Origin of the sequence: Mesorhizobium atlanticum (assembly GCF_003289965.1) — a bacterium.
Lineage (GTDB): Bacteria > Pseudomonadota > Alphaproteobacteria > Rhizobiales > Rhizobiaceae > Mesorhizobium > Mesorhizobium atlanticum.
The window spans coordinates 412,447-435,037 of the sequence record NZ_QMBQ01000002.1 but is presented as its reverse complement, the minus strand read 5'-3'; the positions used below and the strand labels follow the sequence as shown (position 1 = coordinate 435,037).

Annotated in this window: 26 protein-coding genes; 19 read left to right on the top strand and 7 right to left on the bottom strand. The window is 64.2% G+C overall.

The annotated features are described in order from the left end of the window. Window positions 1-42 precede the first annotated feature (42 nt). Window positions 43-1,710 carry an amidohydrolase gene (locus DPM35_RS07180; RefSeq protein WP_112126605.1) on the bottom strand — a complete coding sequence of 556 codons (1,668 nt, stop codon included), beginning with the start codon at window positions 1,708-1,710 and terminating at the stop codon, window positions 43-45. Between the two features lie 200 nt (window positions 1,711-1,910). On the opposite strand from DPM35_RS07180, the gene DPM35_RS07175 reads away from it, so the two are divergent. The 4 genes from DPM35_RS07175 (at window position 1,911) to DPM35_RS07160 (ending at window position 5,604) form a co-directional block, all read left to right on the top strand. Beyond that, the gene (locus DPM35_RS07175; RefSeq protein WP_245431461.1) at window positions 1,911-2,615 is read left to right on the top strand and encodes a TetR/AcrR family transcriptional regulator; all 705 of its coding nucleotides are present in this window, start codon (window positions 1,911-1,913) and stop codon (window positions 2,613-2,615) included. A gap of 40 nt (window positions 2,616-2,655) precedes the next feature. Then, on the top strand, window positions 2,656-3,687 hold the full coding sequence (locus DPM35_RS07170) for a histone deacetylase family protein (protein ID WP_112126603.1): 1,032 nt from the start codon (window positions 2,656-2,658) through the stop codon (window positions 3,685-3,687). A gap of 439 nt (window positions 3,688-4,126) precedes the next feature. Further along, window positions 4,127-4,837: a helix-turn-helix transcriptional regulator gene (locus DPM35_RS07165; protein WP_112126602.1), complete on the top strand. Its 711-nt coding sequence runs from the start codon at window positions 4,127-4,129 to the stop codon at window positions 4,835-4,837. Next, window positions 4,834-5,604 (top strand): helix-turn-helix transcriptional regulator, encoded by a 771-nt coding sequence (locus DPM35_RS07160; protein WP_112126601.1) that lies wholly within the window; start codon window positions 4,834-4,836, stop codon window positions 5,602-5,604. The genes DPM35_RS07165 and DPM35_RS07160 overlap by 4 nt, the downstream gene beginning before the upstream one ends. A 184-nt stretch (window positions 5,605-5,788) precedes the next feature. Here the strand turns inward: DPM35_RS07160 and DPM35_RS07155 are convergent, their stop codons facing one another. Genes DPM35_RS07155 through motA form a run of 6 tightly spaced genes read right to left on the bottom strand, consistent with a single transcriptional unit; the run spans window position 5,789 to window position 10,676 of the window. Beyond that, on the bottom strand, window positions 5,789-6,226 hold the full coding sequence (locus tag DPM35_RS07155) for a hypothetical protein (RefSeq protein ID WP_042640450.1): 438 nt from the start codon (window positions 6,224-6,226) through the stop codon (window positions 5,789-5,791). A gap of 17 nt (window positions 6,227-6,243) precedes the next feature. Further along, window positions 6,244-7,326, bottom strand: coding sequence for a flagellar biosynthesis protein FlhB (gene flhB, locus DPM35_RS07150; protein ID WP_112126600.1), 1,083 nt, complete (start codon window positions 7,324-7,326; stop codon window positions 6,244-6,246). Window positions 7,327-7,350: 24 nt separating this feature from the next. Next, window positions 7,351-8,373, bottom strand: coding sequence for a flagellar motor switch protein FliG (locus DPM35_RS07145; RefSeq protein WP_112126599.1), 1,023 nt, complete (start codon window positions 8,371-8,373; stop codon window positions 7,351-7,353). Between the two features lie 43 nt (window positions 8,374-8,416). Beyond that, entirely contained in the window at window positions 8,417-8,797 is a 381-nt protein-coding gene (gene fliN / locus DPM35_RS07140) for a flagellar motor switch protein FliN (RefSeq protein ID WP_112126598.1), read from the bottom strand. 30 nt (window positions 8,798-8,827) lie between these two features. Next, the gene (locus DPM35_RS07135) at window positions 8,828-9,766 is read right to left on the bottom strand and encodes a FliM/FliN family flagellar motor switch protein (RefSeq protein ID WP_112126597.1); all 939 of its coding nucleotides are present in this window, start codon (window positions 9,764-9,766) and stop codon (window positions 8,828-8,830) included. 34 nt (window positions 9,767-9,800) lie between these two features. Then, window positions 9,801-10,676 carry a flagellar motor stator protein MotA gene (motA, locus tag DPM35_RS07130; RefSeq protein WP_042640459.1) on the bottom strand — a complete coding sequence of 292 codons (876 nt, stop codon included), beginning with the start codon at window positions 10,674-10,676 and terminating at the stop codon, window positions 9,801-9,803. 147 nt (window positions 10,677-10,823) lie between these two features. Between motA and DPM35_RS07125 the strand changes: the two genes are divergently transcribed. From DPM35_RS07125 to DPM35_RS07055, 15 genes are all read left to right on the top strand, one after another. Continuing rightward, window positions 10,824-11,945 (top strand): DUF1217 domain-containing protein, encoded by a 1,122-nt coding sequence (locus DPM35_RS07125; RefSeq protein WP_112126596.1) that lies wholly within the window; start codon window positions 10,824-10,826, stop codon window positions 11,943-11,945. A 7-nt stretch (window positions 11,946-11,952) separates the two neighbouring features. Next, window positions 11,953-12,675, top strand: coding sequence for a flagellar basal-body rod protein FlgF (flgF, locus tag DPM35_RS07120; RefSeq protein WP_095817163.1), 723 nt, complete (start codon window positions 11,953-11,955; stop codon window positions 12,673-12,675). A 4-nt stretch (window positions 12,676-12,679) separates the two neighbouring features. After that, window positions 12,680-14,086 carry a flagellar protein export ATPase FliI gene (fliI, locus tag DPM35_RS07115; protein ID WP_112126595.1) on the top strand — a complete coding sequence of 469 codons (1,407 nt, stop codon included), beginning with the start codon at window positions 12,680-12,682 and terminating at the stop codon, window positions 14,084-14,086. Then, window positions 14,067-14,855 carry a hypothetical protein gene (locus DPM35_RS07110; RefSeq protein ID WP_112126594.1) on the top strand — a complete coding sequence of 263 codons (789 nt, stop codon included), beginning with the start codon at window positions 14,067-14,069 and terminating at the stop codon, window positions 14,853-14,855. The genes fliI and DPM35_RS07110 overlap by 20 nt, the downstream gene beginning before the upstream one ends. An 88-nt stretch (window positions 14,856-14,943) precedes the next feature. Continuing rightward, the gene (gene flgB / locus DPM35_RS07105) at window positions 14,944-15,324 is read left to right on the top strand and encodes a flagellar basal body rod protein FlgB (protein ID WP_112126593.1); all 381 of its coding nucleotides are present in this window, start codon (window positions 14,944-14,946) and stop codon (window positions 15,322-15,324) included. Window positions 15,325-15,326: 2 nt separating this feature from the next. Beyond that, a complete protein-coding gene (gene flgC / locus DPM35_RS07100; protein WP_095817159.1) occupies window positions 15,327-15,743 on the top strand; it encodes a flagellar basal body rod protein FlgC in 417 nt (138 codons plus the stop codon). Then, window positions 15,743-16,072 carry a flagellar hook-basal body complex protein FliE gene (fliE, locus tag DPM35_RS07095; RefSeq protein WP_112126592.1) on the top strand — a complete coding sequence of 110 codons (330 nt, stop codon included), beginning with the start codon at window positions 15,743-15,745 and terminating at the stop codon, window positions 16,070-16,072. Before flgC ends, fliE begins: the two co-directional genes overlap by 1 nt. A 10-nt stretch (window positions 16,073-16,082) precedes the next feature. Next, window positions 16,083-16,871: a flagellar basal-body rod protein FlgG gene (gene flgG / locus DPM35_RS07090; RefSeq protein ID WP_112126591.1), complete on the top strand. Its 789-nt coding sequence runs from the start codon at window positions 16,083-16,085 to the stop codon at window positions 16,869-16,871. Window positions 16,872-16,877: 6 nt separating this feature from the next. After that, complete coding sequence (gene flgA, locus DPM35_RS07085) at window positions 16,878-17,399, top strand: flagellar basal body P-ring formation chaperone FlgA (RefSeq protein ID WP_112126590.1); 522 nt, start codon at window positions 16,878-16,880, stop codon at window positions 17,397-17,399. Continuing rightward, window positions 17,399-18,637, top strand: a complete 1,239-nt coding sequence (locus tag DPM35_RS07080; protein ID WP_181591944.1) for a flagellar basal body P-ring protein FlgI — start codon at window positions 17,399-17,401, stop codon at window positions 18,635-18,637. The genes flgA and DPM35_RS07080 overlap by 1 nt, the downstream gene beginning before the upstream one ends. An 8-nt stretch (window positions 18,638-18,645) precedes the next feature. Further along, window positions 18,646-19,266 (top strand): MotE family protein, encoded by a 621-nt coding sequence (locus tag DPM35_RS07075; protein ID WP_112126588.1) that lies wholly within the window; start codon window positions 18,646-18,648, stop codon window positions 19,264-19,266. Next, entirely contained in the window at window positions 19,263-19,961 is a 699-nt protein-coding gene (gene flgH, locus DPM35_RS07070; RefSeq protein WP_112126587.1) for a flagellar basal body L-ring protein FlgH, read from the top strand. Before DPM35_RS07075 ends, flgH begins: the two co-directional genes overlap by 4 nt. A gap of 18 nt (window positions 19,962-19,979) precedes the next feature. After that, the gene (locus tag DPM35_RS07065) at window positions 19,980-20,474 is read left to right on the top strand and encodes a flagellar basal body-associated FliL family protein (protein WP_112126586.1); all 495 of its coding nucleotides are present in this window, start codon (window positions 19,980-19,982) and stop codon (window positions 20,472-20,474) included. Next, window positions 20,471-21,202: a flagellar type III secretion system pore protein FliP gene (fliP, locus tag DPM35_RS07060; RefSeq protein WP_112126585.1), complete on the top strand. Its 732-nt coding sequence runs from the start codon at window positions 20,471-20,473 to the stop codon at window positions 21,200-21,202. Before DPM35_RS07065 ends, fliP begins: the two co-directional genes overlap by 4 nt. A 213-nt stretch (window positions 21,203-21,415) precedes the next feature. Beyond that, a complete protein-coding gene (locus tag DPM35_RS07055) occupies window positions 21,416-22,411 on the top strand; it encodes a flagellin N-terminal helical domain-containing protein (protein ID WP_112126584.1) in 996 nt (331 codons plus the stop codon). Window positions 22,412-22,591 lie beyond the last annotated feature (180 nt).

The following is a 22,591-nucleotide window of genomic DNA, read 5'->3' as shown; positions in this document are numbered from 1 at the left end:
GATCCGGGCGTCGACTTCAATTAAGCAATTCCTATGCCATCGTTAGGCTTGGTAGGTGATCTTCCCTCCACAGATGGTGGTCACCGGGTGCACTGTGTGCAACGCCTCCGGCGCGGTCGCCTCGATATCAGCCGACAAAACGACGATATCGCCGAGGTAGCCGGTTTTCAGCCGACCCTTGCGATCTTCCATGAACTCCGCATAGGCGCCCTCGACCGTGTAGCCCTCTATTGCCTCCCGCAGGGAGAAGCTCTGGTCGGGCATGCCTTCTGCCCAAGGCTTGCGCATGACTGCCGCCTGGATGGACAGGATTGGATCGACCGGAGAAACCGGCCAGTCGGAGGCGAACACCACGCGCGCGCCGGCATTTTTCAGCGTGCGCCAGGCGTAACTCAACGGCCACTTGTCGCGACCGATGCGCGAGATCGTCGGCTCCATTGGGAAATTCATCGCCCCCGGCGGATGCGCCGGCTGCATCGAAGCCAGAACGCCAAGTTCGGCGAAGCGCGGCACGTCGGGGGCCGTGATCACCTCGATATGCTCGACGCGATGGCGGCTGTCGCGCCTGCCGTTCTTCTTCGCCGCCGCCTGATAGCCGTCGAGCACCGCGCGCACAGCGCCGTCGCCGATCGAATGCACGGCGATCTGCAGCCCGCGCCTGTCGGCCTCGACCGCCACTTCGGCGAAATGCTCAGGCGAAAACAGCGGCTCGCCGCGCCAGCCGGGACGGTCGGCATAGTCGTCGACCATCACCGCCGTCCAGGAATCCAGCACGCCGTCATAGAAGACCTTGACCATGCCCGACGACAGCCATTCGGACTTATAGGTCGCGGCCATGCGCGAGGCCTTTTCCAGCATATCCAGCTTCATGAAGTTCTTGAAGTGGAACGGAATTTTGGTACGGCAAAGCAACCTTCCCTCTTTCTCCAGACCGGCCAGAAGCTCAAGCTGGTAGAGGTTGCCGTCCATGTTCTGGATCGAGGTGATGCCGTGCTTGGCGCACCATGCAAGGCCGCGATGCATCAGGTCGCGATCGGCCGCCAGCTCCTCCGCGGAAGGATAGGGATCCGGTTCGGCGCCTTCGAGGCCAAGCCGTGTCCGGCTTGCTCCATAGTGATCGAGGACCGGCCCGAACGCCTCGCCCTCGCGCAGCTCGCCGGCGGCCAGCCCGTCGGAGCCCATGACGACCTCGTTGCCCTGCCCGACTTTCCTGCCATGCAGCAGGCCGGCCTCTTCCAGTGCCTTGGTGTTCGCCCACATCGTGTGGTGGTCGGATGCCGACATGGCGAAGGGCCGGTCGGGAATGATGCGGTCGAGATCGTGGCGCGTCACCGGCTCGGGCAGGATCGCGTAGTCGACGCCGGCGCCGATCAGCAGCCTGGCGTCCGGACGTTTGGCGGCGAAATCCTGGATCGCGTCGCGCAGCGCGTCGAAGCCATGCACGCCCGCCAGATGCAGGTTGTCGAGTTCGGCCGCGCCGCCGAAGAGGTGCATATGCGCCTCGATGAAACCCGGCAGCACCGAGCCGCCCTGGGCGTCGACAACCTTTGTCGCCGGTCCTTTGAGTTCTTCGATGGAAGCGCGGTTGCCGATGGCGACGATGACGCCGTCCTTGACGGCAACAGCCTCGGCGACGGGATTGTCATCGTCCATGGTCAGCACTCGGCCGTTGACGACCACCAGATCCGCACCGCCATCCACTACCGACATCGCGACTCCACATTTTGCTGAGGGATCGACAAGGCCACGCCCGACAAGCGGCCGCTCCACCGGGGCGACGCCATGGACGAAAGTCGATGCCGATGCGCCGTCTTCGAAATTCCCCTTGTTATCGTTGAAGACAGCGTGGATAAAGAATGCGACTGTTTATTCGCGTTTGTCAACAGCCGGAATTTGGCATGTATAGTGGATTGCACCGCGCGCCGATGGTGGGGCCGAGCGGGGAACGGGGGCAACGGGCAGTGAAGCGCAGTCTCGACCGCAAGACCAAAATAGCGCTCGAACCGCGCAAGCAGCCGCGGCAGCAACGGTCAAGCAAGGTGGTTGACAGGATTCTCGACGCAGCGCTGATCCTGACCCGCGAGCAAGGAACCAAGACCCCGACGACGCTCGCTATCGCGCAGCGCGCGGGCCTGTCAGTCGGTTCGGTCTACCAATATTTCCCCAACAAGGAAGCCATCCTTCTCGAACTCGGCAGGCGCTGGCTGTCGTCCTTTCCCGAGGTGATCGCCAAGCGTATCAAAGTCGCCCCACCCACCAACCGCGAAGAGTTTCGCCGCGAAGTGCGCAAGCTCTTTATCGACACGTCGCGGATCTATCTCGACAACGCGACCCTGATGCCGGTGATCGAGGCCATTTCCGGCAACGCCGACCTCAGGCCGATCCAGGACGAATACGACAAGGATATCATCGCCCTCTATGCGGCCTGGCTGCAGCATGTGAACCCGGCGCTCGAGGAAAAGACCGCCAAGCGGCTGGGCCTGGTGATGATGGAGGTCGGGCACGCCTGCAGGCTTGTCGGACTGAAGCGGGATCGCAAGACGTTCGACCTCATCGAGGACGATGTGGAAGCCATGTGGCTGGCTCTCGTGACCCCCCATCTCAACCTCGACTGACTTCGCATTTCCAACTCATTTCGCACTCCAGGGGATTCCTATGAAGACTGTGTTTTCGCCTCTCCACGCCGGCCATTCCGGCCAGATGGAACTGGTCACATCGGCCATCGTGCCCGGCTTCGAGAAACCTTCGCGGGCCGAATTCATCAAGGCGCGGGTGGAGAGCGAGAAGCTCGGGCCGATCATCGGACCGGTCGAGCACGACCTCGCGGCCGCCAAGCGCGTGCATGACGCCCGCTACATCGATTTCCTGCCGACGGTCTGGCCTGAATGGATCGCCGCCGGCTTCACCGGCTCGGCCATGGGCTTCACCTGGCCGACACGCGGCCTGCGCGGCGACGTGCCGCCGAAGCGCATCGATGCCTTGCTCGGCTATTACTCTTTCGATGCAGGCGCTACCTTCGTCGAAGGCACCTGGGCGGCAATCAAATCATCCTACGACGTCGCGCTGACGGCGGCGGCCCTGGTCAAGGGCGGCGAGCGGACCGCCTTCGCGCTTTGCCGCCCGCCAGGCCACCATGCGGGTGCTGCCTTCATGGGCGGCTATTGCTTCATCAACAACGCTGCCGTCGTCGCGCAATGGTTCCGCGACCAGGGCGCCAGGCGCGTGTCGATCCTCGATGTCGACTACCATCACGGCAACGGCACACAGGAGATCTTCTATCGCCGCGGCGACATCCAGGTCCTCAATCTGCATGGCGATCCGATGGTCGAGTATCCCTTCTTCCTCGGCCACGCCGACGAGCGCGGCGAGGGCGAAGGCGAAGGGTTCAACGTCAACTATCCGATGCCCTTCGGCACAAACTGGGACGGCTGGAGCGCATCGCTGGAAGACGCCTGTGCCAGGCTCGCGGCCTACGCGCCCGACATCGTCATCGTGTCGCTCGGCGTCGACACCTTCGAGAAGGACCCGATCAGCCAGTTCAAGCTGAAGAGCGAGGATTATCCCAAGATCGGCCGTCGCATCGCCAAGCTGGGTCTGCCGACGCTCTTCGTCATGGAAGGCGGCTATGCGGTCGAAGAAATCGGCATCAACGCCGTCGGTGTGTTGACCGGATTCGAGGATCGCTAGAGCGCAATTCGACCGAAAGGCAGACGCCCCCGAATGCAACCGGGGGCGTCTTTTTTTGCGACCTGACCGGGAAATCATCGGCTCAATTCGACTTTGAGATCATCGCCAGGCAACGCGAAGATCGGCCGCTGAGTCGCAACGCGAGTCCATCGGATTCGAATTTGTCAAATCGCGTTTGATGTCGGATTCATCTGCGGGTAGATTAGACCCGAATCAGCCGGTCCACGGGGGGCGCGGCGACCACCCAAAGTCTCAAGTTCCGGCGCCAGGCCGGCACCAGACGCGGACGGTTTCGCGTTCCCTGGAGGGATTCGGCGCGGTTGGGCGCCGTTCGCGTCCGTGAGTGTGTCTTCGTAAACGTGACGTGTTTCGGGTCCGGCCGCCGGCTTCGCCAGCACCGGGCACAAGGATCGATTCCGGCAAGAATCCAAGAATTGAAATGAGCAGTCCCGCCGCGCTTCTCCAACCCGATGCTTCAGGCCCCCGCCTGACGTCGCGCGGCGATCTCACCGGTTTCTTCATGCAGCTTGCGGCCGACATCGGCGCCGACAGCTATATGCTGGTCGCCATCGTGCATGACCAGGACCGCAACGATGCGCGCATCGTCTCCTCGAACTGGATCTTCGATGCCATAGAGCTGATCGGCAAAAGGCTGATCGCCAATCTGGCGCTTGGCCCTCTGACCGTTGCGCCCGGGGTGCGCCCGAAGCCGTTGGTGGCGGCGCACGCGCCCGACGCCGGCGCATTGCTGACCGGCGAGGAGGCCCGCCTGCTCGACGTGCTCGGCCATGCCGAAATCTATTCATTGCGGCTCAATGTCGGCCGGCAGCGCCTGTTCGTGCTGTTCTCGGCCGCCGAGGCAGGCAAGATCGACCTGACCGCCCTGATGAAGGCGCAGCTCAAATGCTGCTATGCGCTTTCCAGTATTCCACAGCTGATCGCGGCGGCATCCATGCAGGACCCGCTGTCGGACCGCGAGCGTGAATGCCTGTTCTGGGTCTCGGAAGGCAAGACCACCGATGAGGTGGCCCTCATCCTCGGCGTCTCGTCCAACACCGTCAACAGCTACATCACGCACGCCATCCAGAAGTTCGCGGCCTCGAACCGCGCGATGGCGATCGCGACGGCGATCAGGAGCGGCATCATTTGAAGCACGCACAGGTCAAAGAGGCGGCCGCCGCCCTTTTCAACGATCAGCGCAATCCCTTCGGCGCCTTCTCGCTGGGCTCGGAAACGCATCATGCGGCCACCATTCCGGATGCCGTGCGCCGTTGCCGCTGGATCGCCGTCGACATCAATGCCTCGGCCTTCGGGCTCTATTTCGTCAGCCCGTCGGCGGAACGCGCTCGCCTCGTCGCGTGCTTCGATTCCGACTACCCGAGCACCGCGGTCGCGACCAAATTCATCTCCGGCGCCAATGGCGAGGATGTGGTGCGCCACAGCCGCATCTCGACCGCGCCACGCTGGTGGGCCGACGACGGCGTCGCCGGATCGAGTCAGGTCTTCCAGTCGCTCGCCTGGGCGGAGCCGACCGCGCCGCTGGCGCCCGGCACAAACGGCATCGCCCTTCCCGTGCATGCAGACCGCGGCCAATGCGGACTGGTCGTCTTTCTGGGCTCAGAGATCGCATTGTCCGACGACACGTTGTGCGAAATCCACGCGCGCTCCTTCGCGCTCTTCGCGGCGGTCGCCCGCATCCGCCCCGGCGACACCGGCAGGACGCGCTCGATCTCCAAGCGCGAGCTCGAATGCCTTAAGCTGACCGCCAACGGCAACACCAGCGAAGAGATCGCCAAGCTTCTCAAGCTCTCGGTGCACACCGCCAACCAGTACCTCACCCAGTCGACGCAGAAGCTCAACGCGGTCAACCGCAACCAGGCGGTCGCCAAGGCGTTGCGGCTCGGCCTGATCGAGTGATGTCACGCATGCGGCGCTAGTGCGTCTCACCGTTTCACCGAAACGGCGAAACGCCCTATCTCTTTGTTTTGACGCAACTTCGGGCGGAAGGCTACGGTGAAGACGCCGAGCCTAACCGCTCACACTTTTCCTGGAATTGCTCTCGACGTGCCGCAGGGAGATTGGCTCGGCTGCAATCAGCTCGTTACGGAAATGCCAGCGGCTCGGTCCTGCGGATGCGGGCCTCCTCTACAGCGTCCTCGAGCAAGGCAGTGTTGTGCTCAGGCGTCTCGCCGGGCTTCTCGAACGACACGTAGTTGACCACCACGGAAGGCCCGCGCTCGGTCAGCGTCAATTGGAAATAGACCGTCACGCCGCGCGGCCGCAGCTCGAGATCGAGCACGATACGCGGACTGCCGCTCCAGTCGACATGCGCCTCGCCGCCATGGCCGAGCCGCAATGTGCCCGGCCGGAAGTAAAGCTCGGCGGCCGAATCCACCAGGTCCGACAGGCAGGCGAAATGCTCGAGCCGGATGAAGGCGATATAGTCGGCAACGTCGATCAGCCTCAACTCGCCCACCACGGGCTCGATGGCGCTGGCGACGATCAGCTCGCGGGAATTGGCGTGTGGTTGCCGGTCCATGGATTAGCGGCGTCCGTTCATTGGGTTGCCTTGCGGGCGGACTTCTTCGAGTAGACGATCCGCACCAACTCGGCGACCGCCTGGTAGAATTGCGACGGGATCACGCTATCAACCGAAACTTGCTTGTACATGGAGCGCGCGAGCGCCACGTCCTCGAAGATCGGGATGTTGTTCTCCCTGGCGATCTCGCGGATCTTAAGCGCCACCAGATCCTGCCCCTTGGCGAGCACCATGGGAGCGGAATCCTCCCCGCGCACATATTTCAGCGCGATCGAAAAGTGCGTCGGATTGGCAATCACCAGCGTCGCGCGCGGCACCGCCGTCATCATGCGTTTGCGCGCCCGGTCGCGCGCCAGAGAACGCAGTCGTGACTTGACGATCGGATCGCCTTCCGACTGCTTCAGCTCGTCCTTCACTTCCTGCTTGGTCATGCGCAGGTCGCGCCGCCAGTGGAAACGCGACCAGACGATGTCGACCACCGCGATCAGGCCCATGACGAAAACGATCGCCACCAATATGTCGACGAAGATGCCGCGGATAACCATGCCGAAGGACATCGGGTTGGTGATCATGCCGGCGAGCAGCTTGCGATGATCTTGCGAGAGCGTGAAGCTCAGCACCGCGATCGCGAAGCCAAGCTTGGCCAGCGACTTCAGGAACTCGACCCAGCCCTGCACGCCGAACATCCGGCTCCAGCCCTTGGCGATCGAGATACGCGACAGCTGCGGCCTGATCCGTTCACCGACGATCTGCGGCATGTTCTGGAACACCGAAGCGCCGATGCCGGCGACCGTCAGCAGCGCCAGCAGGCTGACGACGGCGCGGCCGATCTCGGTCATCACCTGCCGGTAGAGCGAGATGACGTCGGTCTCGGTGTTCATCGGCCAGGCCTCCGGCTTTTCCAGGAACGTCGACAGGAACATGCCGAGGTCGACGATCGCGTCCTTGGCGTAGAAGACGGCGAAAACCAGGATCGCGAGGAAGGATGCAAAGATCGCGGTCTCGCGCGAATGGGGCAGCTTGCCCTGTTCGATCGTGTCGCGGATCTTCTTTTCTGTGGCTTCCTCGGTTTTGGAATCCTTGTCGACCGCTTCCGCCATGACGCTCTGACCGTGTGGCTGTCGTCAGGCGGCTTCGGCGGTGGCTGCCTGCATCGAAGGCAGCTCGAAGGCCCCTTCGCGCGACAGCCTTATGGCGGCGCTCGATATGCTCTTGCGGGCCGCCATGATGTCGGCAAGCGCAATGCCTTCCGATCCCTGTCCAAGCTCGGATTCGATCATGCGGCGAGAGCGCGCGCCGATCGCCGACAGTGCCGATTCGGCCAGTTCCGGCGACGCGCCGCGAAGCGCCAGCGTGACGAGTTCGGTCGACAGCCCGTCGAACAGCAGAACCCGGGCTTTCTGCGGCAGCAGCGGCAGATCGTCGAAGGCGAACAGCCGCGACCTGACGCCGGCGAGATCGGGCGTGCCGGCTTCCTCCAGGTCCTGCATCAGGTCGTCCAGTTCCGGCTTCGCCATCTCGTTGAGCATGCTGGCGACGCGTTCCTGCCCGGCCGTGGTATCCCTGCTGGCCTTCTGCGACAGTACGCTCGCGCGCAGCTGGTTCTCGACGATCCGGGAAGCCGCATCCGGGATGTTGGCCATCGTCACCATGCGCTTGATGATCTGGCTGCGCATCGGCTTTTCCATGGTGAGCAGAACATTGGCGGCAGTCTGCGGCGCCAGCTTCGAAAGCACCATCGCGGACGTCTGCGGATGCTCGCCGGAAAGGAAGGCGCCCAGCCGTGCCGGTTCGAGCTTTTCGAGATCCGGCCAGATCGGCGCGGGCCCTTCCGCGACCGGCTCGAACTTCTTCTCGCCCATGATGGCGCTCATCTCTTCGGGCGACAGCGATTCGTTGAGGATCGTATCCATCCGGTCGGCAGAATCGAGCAGGCCCGCGCCCTCCGTGAACTCGGCCTCGAACTCGGCGACGATGCGCTCCAGATCGGCCTGCGGGATGGTGCGCAAGAGACGCGCGCCCTCGATCAGCGCCTTCAATTCATCCTGTTTGAAGAATTTGAGCAGCCGGCTGGCCGCGGGCTTGCCCATGGCCACCAGTATGGCCGCCGCCTTTTGCGGACGTGTGAGCGCCAATGCCGTCGTCATGCGTGTTGTCCTCGCTGCCGATTGGTCCGCCCGCCGACCATGCTCAGGCCCTCTTCGTCGCGGCGATGATCTCGGTGAGCCTGATGCCGAAGCGCGTCGGATCGCTCTCCAGCACGGTGATCTCCCCACGCGCGATGTTGCGGCCGTTGACGACCACGTCGACCGGCTCGCCGATACGGCGGTTGAGCGCGACCGTGGAGCCCTTCTGCAGCGACATCAGTTCCGAGACCGGCATCTCCGTGCTACCGAGAATGATCTGCACGTCGACCGGAATGGTCATGATGATCGACGAATTGGCGCCCGACTGAAAGGCGTCATCCGGGCGCTTTTCCTCCTCGCGCAGCACGCCGCGCAGTTCCTCGATGGCGCGGTCGAGCTGTTCGTCGGGCTGGTCGGATTCGGCTTCCACCTTGGTTTGTGCCATCTGTCGTCTCCATAAATCCCGGGTCTGGCGTCAGCCCGGCATCAGTCCGTCGATGAAATCCTGCCCGGCATCATGCGGATGGCTGATGCGGACGGTGTAGTTCTGTCCGAGCTTGCCGAACTCGCAGACGAACAATGTCTTGTCGCGGGCGCTGAGCCTGGCGTTGAGCTGCGCTTTTTCCTCGAACTCGATCACCTGGCCGGGCGCAAACGCGGCAAGGTCGCCGAGCGTCAGCCTGGCGAGCGGCATGGTCGCCTCGAGCCGGACGGTCGAGCGCATCACCTCTTCGGAGAAGCGGGCCCGCCAGTCGAACTCCGTGGCCTCGCCATCCTTGACCGCGGCGGCTTCGCCGTTGCGCGAGGTAAGCAGCAGGCGCTGCGGAATCATCACCGTGAGCATGCCGCTGTCGGACGGCGTCGACAGGCCATAGACGATGCGCACGGCAGCGCCGTCGCGCAGCACGCGCCGCCTCGCCTCGTTGCCGGCCATGGCCTTCGGCACCGGCAGGCGCAGGTCGAGAGAGCGTTTGCCGGATCCGTTGAGCGCCGTCGCGACCTCCTGGAACACGGTCGTCGCGACATCGGCTTCGATCTGCGACAGGTCGCGCTCGATCGGCGCGACCGGCTGGTCGGGATCGCCGCCGAACAGGGCGCTCACCATGACGGCGACCGCCTGCGCATCCATCACAAGTGTCATGGCATCAGCCGAGGAGGGCGAGGAAACGATGGTCAGCGCGAAGGCATCGCCGGCGCGCGAACGCGCTTCGGGAACGCGGCCGACCTCTACCGCCTGCAGGTCGACGGTCACAGGCGCGCCGAGCTCGCCGGTAAGCGCCTTTTGCAGCACCGGCAGCGCTCGCTCGGCCATGCTTCGGCCGGCGCCGATCACCTGCGCCGCCTCGCCGCTGTCGCCGACAAGCCGCTCGATGATCAAGGCCCGCGTTTCTGACGGACTGGCCGGACTGGTCATGGCGGCAGGCGGCCCTGTCTCGGATGCTGCATGCTCAGGCCGCCTTCTTCTCGGCGGAGCCGGCGTTCATGGTGCTCTGCTCGACGGCATCGATGGTCGGACGCTCATAGGAGGAGATGGTCTTGCGGCCGAATTCGATCGCCACCTGCGGCAGGGCGCCGTTCATATACGCAAGCAGCGTCTGCTTGACGATGATGTAGAGGCGGTTCTTCTTTTCGCGCACCGTCTTGATCTTGGTGGCGACCGGACCGACCACCGCATAGGACAGGAAGATGCCGAGGAAGGTTCCGACGAGCGCGGCACCGATCAGGCCACCGAGGATCTCCGGCGATTGGTCCAGCGCGCCCATCGCCTTCACCACGCCGAGCACGGCGGCCACGATGCCCAGCGCCGGCAGGCCGTCGCCGACCGCCACCATCGCGTGGTAAGCCTTCAGCTTGTCGCTGCGGATCGTCTGGATCTCTTCGTCCATCAGCGCCTCGATCTCATGCGAGCGGGCGTTGCCGATGATGATGATGCGGCAATAGTCGCAGATGAAATTCGTCAGGTCGTGGTTCTTGAGCACGGTCGGGAAGGCCTGGAAGATCGCCGACTCTTCCGGATTGTCGATATGCGCCTCGACCTCGCTGCGCGACTTCGAGCGCAGTTCGCGCATCAGGCTGTGCAGGACGCCGAGCGTCTCGAGGTAGTCGCGCTCCTTCGGCACCGCCTGCTTGAAGGCTTCGAGAATGCCCTTGCCGGTGTCCTTGACCGTCTTCATCGGATTGGCGACCAGGAAAGTGCCGAGCGCCGCGCCGCAGATGACCACCGCTTCCCAGGGCTGCAGCAGCACGTGCAGATGGCCGCCCATGGCCATGAAGCCGCCGAGAACGCAGCCGAGCGTCACCACAAGTCCGATCAGAATGCCCACGACAGGTCCTTCCGCATGTCACGTCGTGGATCAGGGATAGTCCCCGTGCCTTGTGTGAGGCTTGAATCGAGGGCAGCGGACGCGATTCAGCTTCGCGCAAGGAAGTGACGTTATTGTGCCGGGATAGCTTCGGCCGGAGGCGTGTCCTTGCTCAATACCTACACCAGCTATCAGTTGATTGCCAAAGACATCAGCAAGTCGATCGACCGGATTGAGAAACAGCCGACGGTCGATCGCGATACCCAATACTATCTGGCCAACATCACCAAGGTGAAATCGATCGACGATTTCGTCAACAATGACCGCCTGTTCAAATATGCCATGAAGGCCTACGGGCTGGAGAACATGGACTATGCCAAGGCCTTCATGGTCAAGGCGCTGAAGGAAGGCGTTTCCGATCCCGACAGCTTCGCCAACAAGCTGACCGACAAGCGCTACGCCCAGTTCGTCAGGGCCTTCAATTTTGCGGCGGATGGCGCCGATGCGACCGTCTACAACCCGGCGCAGCAGCTGGTGACGAAAAACTACGCCATCCAGGCCCAGATCGCCGGCCTCGACCCGAATTCGGACTATGTGAAGGGCGAGACGACCTACTATCTCGCCAACATCACCAAAGTGAAATCGGTCGACGATCTGATGTCGAACAACCGGCTCTACACCTACGCGCTTGCCGCGTACGGCCTGGATTCGGCGACAGAGGACAAGGACCTGATCAAGTCGGTCCTGCAAGGCGGGGTGCGCGATCCCGAAAGCGTCGCCAACAAGCAGGCCAACAAGGCCTATGCCGGGCTGGCCTCGGCCTTCAACTTCGAGCAGTACGGCGAAAACGCCACCACCTATGTCCAGGCGCAGCAGCCGACTGTCGACATGTACATGCGCCAGACGCTCGAGGAAGATGCCGGCAAGACGAATGAGGGCGTGCGGCTGGCGCTCTATTTCCAGCGTAAGGCGCCCGACATCACCAACTGGTACGACGTGCTGGCCGACACCGCTTTGGCCAGCGTGGTGCGCACCGCGCTCGGTCTGCCCGATTCCTTTGCCACCGCCGACATCGACAAGCAGGCGCAGCTGTTCGGGCAGAAGCTCGACATCAAGGACTTCACCGACCCCGACAAGCTCAGCAAGTTCCTGACCCGGTTCACCAGCATGTACGAGATCGCCCACCCGACCTCGACGGCCGTGACGTCGGTCAGCGTGCTTTTCGCGCAGCCGACCACTGTCGGCATCTCAACCGATTTGATGATGGCCATGCAGCAATTGAAGTTCTGAGACGATCATGCAGGACAGTCTTTACGTCGCCCTTTCCTCTCAGATCGCGCTCGAGCGCCGTCTCGACACCATTGCCGACAATGTCGCCAATGCCTCGACCATCGGCTTTCGCGCCACCGGCGTGAAGTTCGAGGACGTCGTCTCCGGCACGGGGCCGAGGTCGGTTTCCTTCGCCTCCTCCGGCAACACCTATCTTTCTGGCGCGCATGGCGCGCTGACCGAAACCGGCAACCCGTTCGATTTCGCCGTCCAGGGCGATGCCTGGTTCGCCATCGACACGCCCGCCGGCACCGTGATGACGCGCGACGGCCGTTTCTCCATGAACGAGAACGGCGAATTGATGTCGATCGAAGGCTATCCGGTACTGGACAGCGGCGGCGCTCCGATCCAGCTCGATCCGCGCAACGGCCCGCCCAAGGCAGGCGCGGACGGCTCGCTCAGGCAGAACGACCAGCTGGTGGGCGCCATCGGCCTCTACAATTTCGATCCAGGCGAGAATTTCGTCCGCTACGGCAATTCAGGCATCGTTCCGGCACGCACGCCCGAACCTGTCACCGATCGCTCCGACGTCGGCATCGCGCAGGGATTTCTGGAAGAGTCGAACGTCAACCCGGTGCTGGAGATGACCCGGCTGATCCAGGTGCAGCGCGCTTTCGAGAACACGGCGGCGCTGATGCGGCAGACCGATTCCTCGACCGAGGACGCGATCAAGACGCTCGGCTCGAAGTGACGGCATGACGACCGGTCCGTCCCTGTTGCGCGCTTCCGAGAGCCTGGCCGATTCCGGAAGGACGGACCGGCTGGCCGCGCTCGAACGCGTCTGGCGCCGGTTCGACGATCCGCAGGCGCTGCTGTCGCGCGGCGGCCGCGTCGCCGAGATATCGCCCACGCATTACAAAGTCCGCGGCCTCTCCGGAATCGCCAGGCTCGGCGATATCGTGGAGCAGCGCGGCAAGGCCGGCGCGCGACGCGGCGAGATCGTCAAGATCGGCAGCGACGAGGTCGTGATCGCGCCTTTCGAGCGCAGCGCCGATGCCGGAATCGGCGACGCCGTCTTTCGCCGCGGCCCGCTCGCGGTAGCGCCGCACGTCTCCTGGCGCGGGCGGGCCGTCGATGCCTTGACCCGCCCCATTGACGGCGGTCCTCCGCTGATCCGGTCGAATGCCGCCGATGTCACGCATGGCGCGACGCCGGGCGCCTTGTCGCGCCAGCGCGTCGGCACCGGCTTCCTCACCGGCGTCAGGGTGATCGACATCTTCACCCCGCTCTGCTTCGGCCAGCGGCTCGGCATCTTCGCCGGTTCCGGCGTCGGCAAGTCGACTTTGCTTGCCATGCTCGCCGGCGCCGAGGCCTTCGATACGGTGGTCGTGGCGCTGATCGGCGAGCGCAGCCGCGAGGTACGTGAGTTCCTCGAGGATACGATCGGCGCCGAGAGCATGGCCAAGACCGTCGCCGTCGTCGCCACCAGCGACGAAAGCGCCATGATGCGGCGCCGCGCGCCTGACACGGCCATGTGCGTGGCCGAGCATTTTCGCGACCAGGGCCATCGCGTGCTCCTGGTGCTGGATTCCATCACCCGCTTCGCGCATGCGCTGCGTGAAGTTGCGACGGGAACCGGCGAGCCGCCGGTGGCGCGCGGCTATCCGGCCTCGGTCTTCACCGACCTGCCGAAGCTGCTCGAACGCGCCGGCCCGGGCGCCGAGGGAAAAGGCTCGATCACCGCCATCATTTCCGTGCTCGTCGATGGCGACGACCACAACGACCCGGTCGCCGATTCGGTGCGCGGCATCCTGGACGGCCATGTCGTGCTCGACCGCGCCCTTGCCGAGCAGGGCCGCTATCCACCGGTCAATCCGCTGTCGTCCATCTCGCGCCTTGCCGACAAGGCCTGGAGCCCGGAACAGCGCGTGCTGGTGACAAGGCTGAAATCGATGATCGCGCGCTTCGAGGACACGCGCGACATCCGTCTTTTGGGCGCTTACCAAAGCGGCGCCGATGCCGAGCTCGACAACGCGGTGCGCCAGGTGCCGCTGATCTACGAGGCGCTCACGCAATCGCCGAGGGACCGCGCGTCGGCCGATCCGTTCGCCGACCTCGCCCGCCATCTCAAGGGGAAGCTGAATGGCGATCAAGGAGACTGAGCTCCAATATACCGAGCGTATGCTGCGCGACATGCTCGCCGAGGCCGAGGCGGCGGAGCGGGCCGAGGCCGACAAGGCGAGGATTGCCAAGGACCAAGCCGCACGCGCCAGGACGCAGAAGGCGGCGGCACTTCTGACCAGAGCCGAAAGGCCGCATCCCCCGAGGGCACCCACCGCCGATAGGGCCGATGCGGCACAGGCCAGCCGCGATTCATTGATCGACGGGCTTTTCCCGCGCACCGAATGGCCGGAGCCGCCGAAAGCCCAGTTCCCGCGCCTTGCCGATAGGAGCGCCGACCGGCGCAGCGATTTCGTCATCGCCGCGCTGGGCATCACGCTCGGCCTGATCTGCGCGCTGTTTCCCTGGTACATCTTCTTCAATCAGGAGCAGTTCGGCGTCCAGGCCATCAAATTCGGCGGCAGCGGCAGCAATTCCGGACGCGAGGGCGGCGGCGTTGTGGCTCAACGCAGTGGGCCGCTGACGGCCAAGGACGTTCCCAATCCCGATATCGACCTCTTTGCCACCGGAACGGTTGAGGATGACCCCGCCCCGCCGCCCGCCGACCAGCCCTTCCCGGCCGCCGCGTCCGAATTCAAGATGGTGCATGTCGCCAACGGCCGCGCCATGATCGAGGACGATACGGGTCTGTGGATCGTTCAGCGCGGCTCCGTCCTGCCGGATTCGAGCCGCGTCGCCTCCATCGAGCAGCGCGGCGGCAAGTGGGTGATCGTCACCAGCACGGACAAGGTGATCCAGCTTTCGAAGTAACGGAGCCGGGCCGTACAGCCCCGCCCCCGCGCAAGGTCCGCGCAAGACTGGCCGCCTAGTCTTGTGCGTACTTGTCCGGGAGATTCCCATGGAACCCGTAAATCTTTTCGATCTTGCCGCGCGGCAGTCGCAATGGCTGGCCGTGCGCCAGTCGGCGATTGCCTCCAACATCGCCAACGCCAGCACGCCGGGCTACACGGCCAATGATGTCGAGCCGTTCGAAAAGGTCCTCGACCGCGCCGCGGTGACACTGGCTGCCACGCAGACGGGCCATCTTGGCGCCGAAACCACCAATGCCGGCTTCAACGTCAAGCCGGAGGATCCTGACGGCGCGATCATGCCGTCGAAGAACACCGTCGTTCTCGAGCAGGAACTGATGAAGGCGGGCGACGTCCGCCGCTCCTTCGAGCTCAACACGGCGATCGTCAAGGCCTTCCATTCGATGATGACGATGGTGGTGAAGAGCTGACCATGGACGCCCTCACCGCAGCCCTCAAAGTCGCGGCATCCGGTCTCGGCGCCCAGTCGGAGCGCCTGCGCGTGGTCTCGGAAAACCTCGCCAACGCGCAGTCGACCGGCAGCACGCCCGGCGCCGATCCCTATCGCCGCAAGACGATCACCTTCCAGTCCGAGGTCGACCGCGCAACCGGCGGCTCGCTGGTGGAAGTCAGCGCCATCAATCGCGATCCTTCGGATTTTCCGATCGAATTCCAGCCCGGCAACGAAGCCGCCGACGCCAAAGGGTACGTCAAGATGCCCAACGTCAACACATTGGTCGAAATGGCCGACATGAGCGAGGCGAACCGCTCCTATGAAGCCAACCTGCAGGTCATCAAGCAGGCTCGCGATCTGATTTCCATGACCATCGACCTGATGAGGAACCAGTAATGATCGGCGGTATCGGGGCACTACAGTTCAAACCAGCAATCGACGGCGCCGACTCGGCCGCGCCGGGCCTGCTTCAAGGCGGTGTCGGGACGCAGGCCAGCGAAAGCGTCGGCAGCAGCTTCGCCGACGTCCTCAGCCATGCCGCGACGAAAACCGTCAACACGCTGCAGGGTGCCGAGCAGATGTCGATACAGGCGCTCAAGGGCGACGCCGACACCCGTCAGGTTGTCGATGCGGTGCTGAGCGCCCAGCAGGCGCTGCAGACGACCATCGCCATCCGCGACAAGGTCGTCTCGGCTTACCTCGAAATCAGTCGCATGAGTATCTAGGAACCGCGTCATGAAAGCACTCGCCATCGCCGCGACCGGCATGAACGCCCAGCAGACCAACCTGGAAGTCATCGCCAACAACATCGCCAACATCAACACCACCGGCTACAAGCGGGCGCGGGCCGAGTTCTCCGACCTGCTCTACCAGGTCGACCGCACGCAAGGCGTGCCCAACCGCTCCAACACCTCGCTGGTGCCGGAAGGCGTCTCGATCGGTCTTGGCGTCAAGACGACGGCGGTGCGCAACGTCCACACCCAGGGCGAGCTGGCCAGCACCGGCAACAGCTTCGACCTGGCGTTGACCGGCAGGGGCTGGTTCCAGATCCAGGGCGCCGACGGCGGCACGCTCTACTCGCGCGCCGGCGCCTTCAACACCAATGCCACCGGGCAGTTGGTGACCGTCGACGGTGCCGAGGTCATTCCGGCCATTACCGTGCCGACCGACGCCGTCGAGGTGATCGTCAACAAGACCGGCCAGGTCTTTGCCCGTCTCCAGGGCCAGACCAATCTACAGCTGCTCGGCCAGCTTCAGATCGCCAACTTCGCCAACGAGGCGGGTCTGGCGCCGCTGGGCGACAACCTCTTCCAGGAAACCGCTGCCTCGGGTCCGGCCAATGTCGGCGTTCCCGGCGATCCCGGCTTCGCCACGATCCAGCAGGGTTATCTGGAATCCTCCAATGTCGACCCGGTCAAGGAAATCACCGAGCTGATCTCGGCGCAGCGCGCCTACGAAATGAACTCCAAGGTCATCCAGGCCGCCGACGACATGGCCTCGGTTGTCTCCAAGAACATCAGGTAACGGACGATGGCCGGGCCGATCTCCTTCGCACTCCGACGCGCCGTGCTGGCCACCGCCCTGGTGGCCGCAGGCACGCCGGCTATCGCGCAGGACACCACCGGCCAGTCGGCGAACCAGATCGCCGCCGGCCAGGCGATCGGCGAGGCCGTGCTGATCCCCAACCGGGTCATCTATCCCGGCGAGACAATCGAATCCGCCTCGCTCAAGCAGGTGACGCTGATACCCGGCAAGCACAAGCCGGACGGCATGGCGACGCGCTCCGAGGAGCTTCAGGGCAAGGTCGCCAAGCGCACGCTTCTGCCCGGCCGCTACATCCCGGTCACCGCTATCCGCGACGCCTGGCTGGTCGAACAGGGCGCTTCCGTGCAGGTCTATTTCACCGCCGGCGCGCTCACCATTTCGGCAGCCTGCGTCACGCTGCAGCCAGGCGCTGCCGGCGACCAGATCAAGATCCGCAACATCGACAGCGGCAAGATCATCTCCGGCACGGTGATGGCCGACGGCACCATCAAGGTCGGCGCTTCGTGATGCGCGCGCTTGTGTTTCTGCTCGCGGCGGCCATCGGTATTCAGCCGGCTTTGGCGGATGGCCTGACGCCCAAGGCCAAGCGCGAGCTGGTCCAGAAAAATGGCGGCGTCTACGACGACCCGGAATATGATCCAACCACGACCCAGCGCATGTTCCGCGTTTCCACCGGGCCAAGCACGCTGCCGCCCGGCCAGGTGGCCGCACGCATCAAGGACATCGCCCAGCTGCAAAGCGCGCGCGACAACCAGCTCGTCGGCTACGGCCTGGTCATCGGCCTTGCTGGCACCGGCGACAGCCTGCGGAATTCGCCCTTCACCGAGCAGTCGATCCGCGCCATGCTGGAGAACCTCGGCATCGCCACCGAAGGCGGCAGCGCGCGCGCCAAGAACGTGGCCGCCGTCATCGTCACCGCCAACATGCCGCCCTTCGTCCAGTCGGGCGCCCGCATCGACATCGACGTCTCCTCGATGGGCGACGCCACCTCGCTTGCCGGCGGCACGCTGGTGATGACGCCGCTGAAGGCAGCCGATGGCGAAATCTACGCGGTGGGCCAGGGTTCCGTGATCGTCGGCGGCTTCACCGCCAAGGGTCAGGCCGAGGAGCTCACGCAGGGTGTGCCGACCGCGGGCCGCGTGCCCAACGGCGCCATCGTCGAGCGCGCCGTGCCGGCCGAGTTCGACGACCAGGGTGTATTGACGCTGCAATTGCGCAATCCCGATTTCTCGACCGCGATCCGCATCGCCGACGCCGTCAACGACTACACCTCGCAGCGCTTCGGCATGCGGGTCGCCGCCGAGCGCGATGCCCGCACCGTGCAGATCAGGCGACCGAAGAACATCTCCGCAGCACGATTCTATGCCGAGATCGAGAACCTCGTCGTCGAGTCGGATGCCCCTGCCCGCGTCGTCATCGACGAGCGCACCGGAACCATCGTCATCGGCAACAACGTCAGGATCTCTCGCGTGGCGATCAGCCACGGCACGCTTACCGTACGCATCACCGAAGCGCCGCGCGTCGTCCAGCCTGAACCCTTCTCCAGGGGTGAGACCGCGGTGGAACCGTCCACGGCCATCGATGCGAGCCGGCCCAACGCGCGCGTCGCCATGCTCGACGGCCCCGATCTCGAAACGCTTGTCTCCGGCCTCAACCGCCTCGGCGTGAAGCCCGACGGCATCATCGCTATCCTGCAAGGCATCAAGTCGGCCGGCGCCCTGCAGGCCGACCTGGTTCTCCAATAGGCACACCGATGATCGCGCTCCTCTCCTCGACACTGCATCGTCGCCCAAGGCTTCACCCCGTGACCGGCCTCCTCGCCATTGGCGCGATCGTCGCGCTGGCGGGCGGCGCGGTCCGCGCGGATGAAGTACGCCAGGTACTGCCTGGCGGTCAGGCGCCGGCTCAGCCGGCCCAGCTCACGCGCGAGACGGCATCGGCCCAGCCGGTTGGACTTGCGGGCGGCAAGGCGCCTGACGAAAGCGAGATCCAGCGCTTCTGCTCCAACATCGCGGATGCCGCGCGCGACCGCCGCTACGCCCTGCAGGCGGAGGAGCTGAAGCAGCTGCAGGCCGGCATCGACGAGCGCATGAAGGCGCTGGAGGCCAAGAAGACCGAATATGAAGAGTGGCTGAAGCGCCGCGAAGTTTTCCTGGCGCGCGCCGAGGACGGCGTCGTCAAGATCTATGCCGGCATGAAGCCGGACGCCGCCGCCGAACGGCTGGCGATGGTCAATGCCGAGCTCGCGGCGGCCATCCTGATGAAGCTCGATTCGCGCAAGGCCGGCGTCATCCTGAATGAAATGGACCAGAAGGCGGCGGCGACGCTCACCGGCATCATGGCCAGCGCGGCGCGAAGGGTTGATCCGTCATGAAGTTGAAGTTCTTTGTCCTCGTCGCGGTTGCGGGGTTGTCCGGCTGCGGCACCAATTTCAAGGAGATCGGCCGGGAGCCTGCCATGTCACCCGTAGGTTCCGGTATCGGTGCCTCCGGTCCTTACAGCTATCCCGAGCCGCCGGCGTCGCGGCCAAGGAAATTTTCGCTGTGGGACGATCGCCAGAGCCGGCTCTTCACCGATCCGCGCGCGCTGCGCGCCGGTGACATCCTGACCGTCAACATCAAGCTGAACGACAGGGCCAATTTCAAGAACCAGAACGACCGCAGCCGCACCGCCGCGCGCAAGCTCGGCTATGACGTCACGCTCGGATGGGACGGCAGGAGCACCAGCGGCAAGGGCGACGCCGGCCTGAGTTCCAGCACCGAAACCAACGCCGATGGCGAGATCAAGCGTTCGGAAGACATCGAGCTCAACGTCGCCGCCGTCGTCACCGAGGTGCTGCCCAACGGCAACCTGATGATCAGGGGTTCGCAGGAGGTCCGCGTCAACTACGAGCTTCGGGTCCTGACCATCGCCGGCATGGTTCGTCCGTCCGACATCGGCGCGGAAAACACCATTCCCTACGAGCGCATCGCCGAGGCGCGCATCTCCTATGGCGGCCGCGGCCGCGTGAGCGAGGTCCAGCAGCCGGCCTATGGCCAGCAGGTGCTCGACCAGGTCCTTCCTTTCTAGGGCCGGGAGAGCGCTGTCGTGGCCAATGTCGAGCAGGTCCAGCCCAAGAAAGGACCTTCCCTGGTGATCCAGCTCGCCATGCTGCTGGTCATGACAGGCGCGGCCATCGGCATGGGCTGGATTTCCGGCGGCTATCTCAAGCAGGGTGAAACGCCGGCGCCGGTGCCCGCGGCGCCGGAGAATGCCGGCAAGGCCGAGAAGCCTGGCGAGGCCGGCAAGGTGGCCGCCGGGCCAACCCTTGCTCAGTTGGCGCCGATCACCACCAATCTCGCCTCGCCGTCGGACGTCTGGATCCGGCTGGAAGTATCGGTACTTTATGATGCCCCGCAGCCGCCGGAAGTGACCGAGCAAATCCACCAGGATCTGCTCGCCTTCGTGCGCACGATCAAGCTGCATCAGATCGAAGGCGCCAGCGGCTACCAGCATCTCAAGGCCGATCTCGATGAGCGCGCGGCGCTGCGCAGCGGCGGCCACGTCAAACAGGTTCTCGTCAGGACGATGCTGCTCGAATGAGAAAGTTCCTCATAGCCACGGCGCTCATCGTCGTCGCCACTTCCGTCGCCGCGGCCCAGCAGCTCGATCTCGGCGGCATCGGCAAGGCCGACGGCACGACCGTCGGCTACCTGATCCAGATGTTCGGCCTGCTGACCGTGCTTTCGGTGGCGCCGGGCCTGCTCATCATGGTGACGAGCTTCACCCGCTTCGTCATCGCCTTCTCGATCCTGCGCGCCGGCATCGGCCTGCAGTCGACGCCGGCAAACCTGATCCTGATCTCGCTGTCGCTGTTCATGACCTTCTATGTCATGGCGCCGACCTTCGACCAGGCCTGGAACACCGGCGTGAAGCCGCTGATGGACAACCAGATCACCCAGGCCGAGGCGTTCGAGAAGATTTCCGGTCCGTTCCGCGATTTCATGCTGCACAATGTGCGCGACAAGGATTTCGACCTTTTCGCCGACCTCGCCCGCGAGCGCGGCCAGACCGTCTCGCGCGAGACCGTCGATCTGCGTATCCTGGTGCCGGCCTTCATGATCTCGGAAATCCGGCGCGGCTTCGAGATCGGCTTTCTCATTGTTCTGCCGTTCCTCGTCATCGATCTGATCGTCGCCACCGTGACCATGGCGATGGGCATGATGATGCTGCCGCCGACGGTGGTGTCGCTGCCGTTCAAGATTCTGTTCTTCGTGCTGATCGACGGCTGGAACCTTCTCGTCGGCAGCCTGGTGCGATCCTTCACCTGAGACCGCAGAGGCCAGCGCCGGAGACGCGCACGAATTTTAGGCAATATATTTTCGATTAACCCTGCGATTTAGCGCTTTGGTAGGGACTGGCCCGCATATTGCTCGCAGATGGCGGGTGATCGGGTTTCACAGATCATTGGCATGATGCCGCACCGTCATACCGGACATGCCGGTATGTCAAAAAAATCCGTGTAAAAATAGGGTACGAGTACCATGGCCAGTATCATGACCAACGCCTCGGCGTTGACCGCTCTGCAGAGCTTGAACGCCACCCAGAAAGCCCTCGACACCACCCAGTCCCGCATCTCGACGGGCTACCGCGTCTCGCAGGCTTCCGACAACGCCGCTTACTGGTCGATCGCCACCACGATGCGTTCCGACAACCAGGCCATGTCCACCGTTTCGGACGCTCTCGGCCTCGGCGCCTCGAAGGTCGACACCGCCTACACCGGCATGGACAGCGCGATCAAGACCATCAACCAGATCCAGCAGAAGCTCACCGCCTCCTACGGCCAGACCGACGCTTCCAAGGAAAAGACCCAGGTCGAAATCAAGGCGCTTCAGGACCAGCTAAAGGCCTATGCCGACGGCGCCACCTTCTCCGGCACCAACATGCTGTCCGTCAACAGCGGCGCCACCGCCACGAGCGCGGCCGACGTCAAGATCGTTTCGGCCTTCAACCGCGACGCTTCGGGCGCGGTTTCGATCTCGACGATCGACGTCAACGTGGACAGCATCAAGCTGTATGAAGCCGGCACCGCGGCAGGCGTGTCTAAGGGTATCCTCGACGCCAACCGCCTCGGCACCGACGGCAGCGTCGTTGCCAGTGCTTCGGCTCCGACCCTGGGCAACGCTGCTGCGGCCACCGACACCTACACGGTCTCCAGCCTGGCGATCTTCTCCGGCACCACCGCGGCCAGCGACACCCAGATCCAGCAGATGATGAACGTCGTCGACGCCGCGCTGAAGTCCATGACGACTGCCGCGACCAAGCTCGGCGCCGCCAAGAGCTCGATCGACCTGCAGAAGACCTTCACCTCGAGCCTGATGGACTCCATCGATCGCGGCGTCGGCCAGCTCGTCGATGCCGACATGAACAAGGAATCGACCCGCCTCCAGGCCCTGCAGGTTCAGCAGCAGCTCGGCGTCCAGGCGCTGTCGATCGCCAACGGCTCGTCGCAGTCGATCCTGTCGCTCTTCCGCGGCTGATCGCTCTATACTGACCAAGCTAAAGCATCGGGCCGCGCCAAAAGCGCGGCCCGATTTGCGTTTGCTCAAGGCTCGCGCAACCCTCGTTTCTTAACTTCTTCAAAGTCTACTTTTAACAGGCCATTAACCATATCGCGCTAGGTATGGTTAACCAATTGATACAGGTTGTCGACCGGCCCG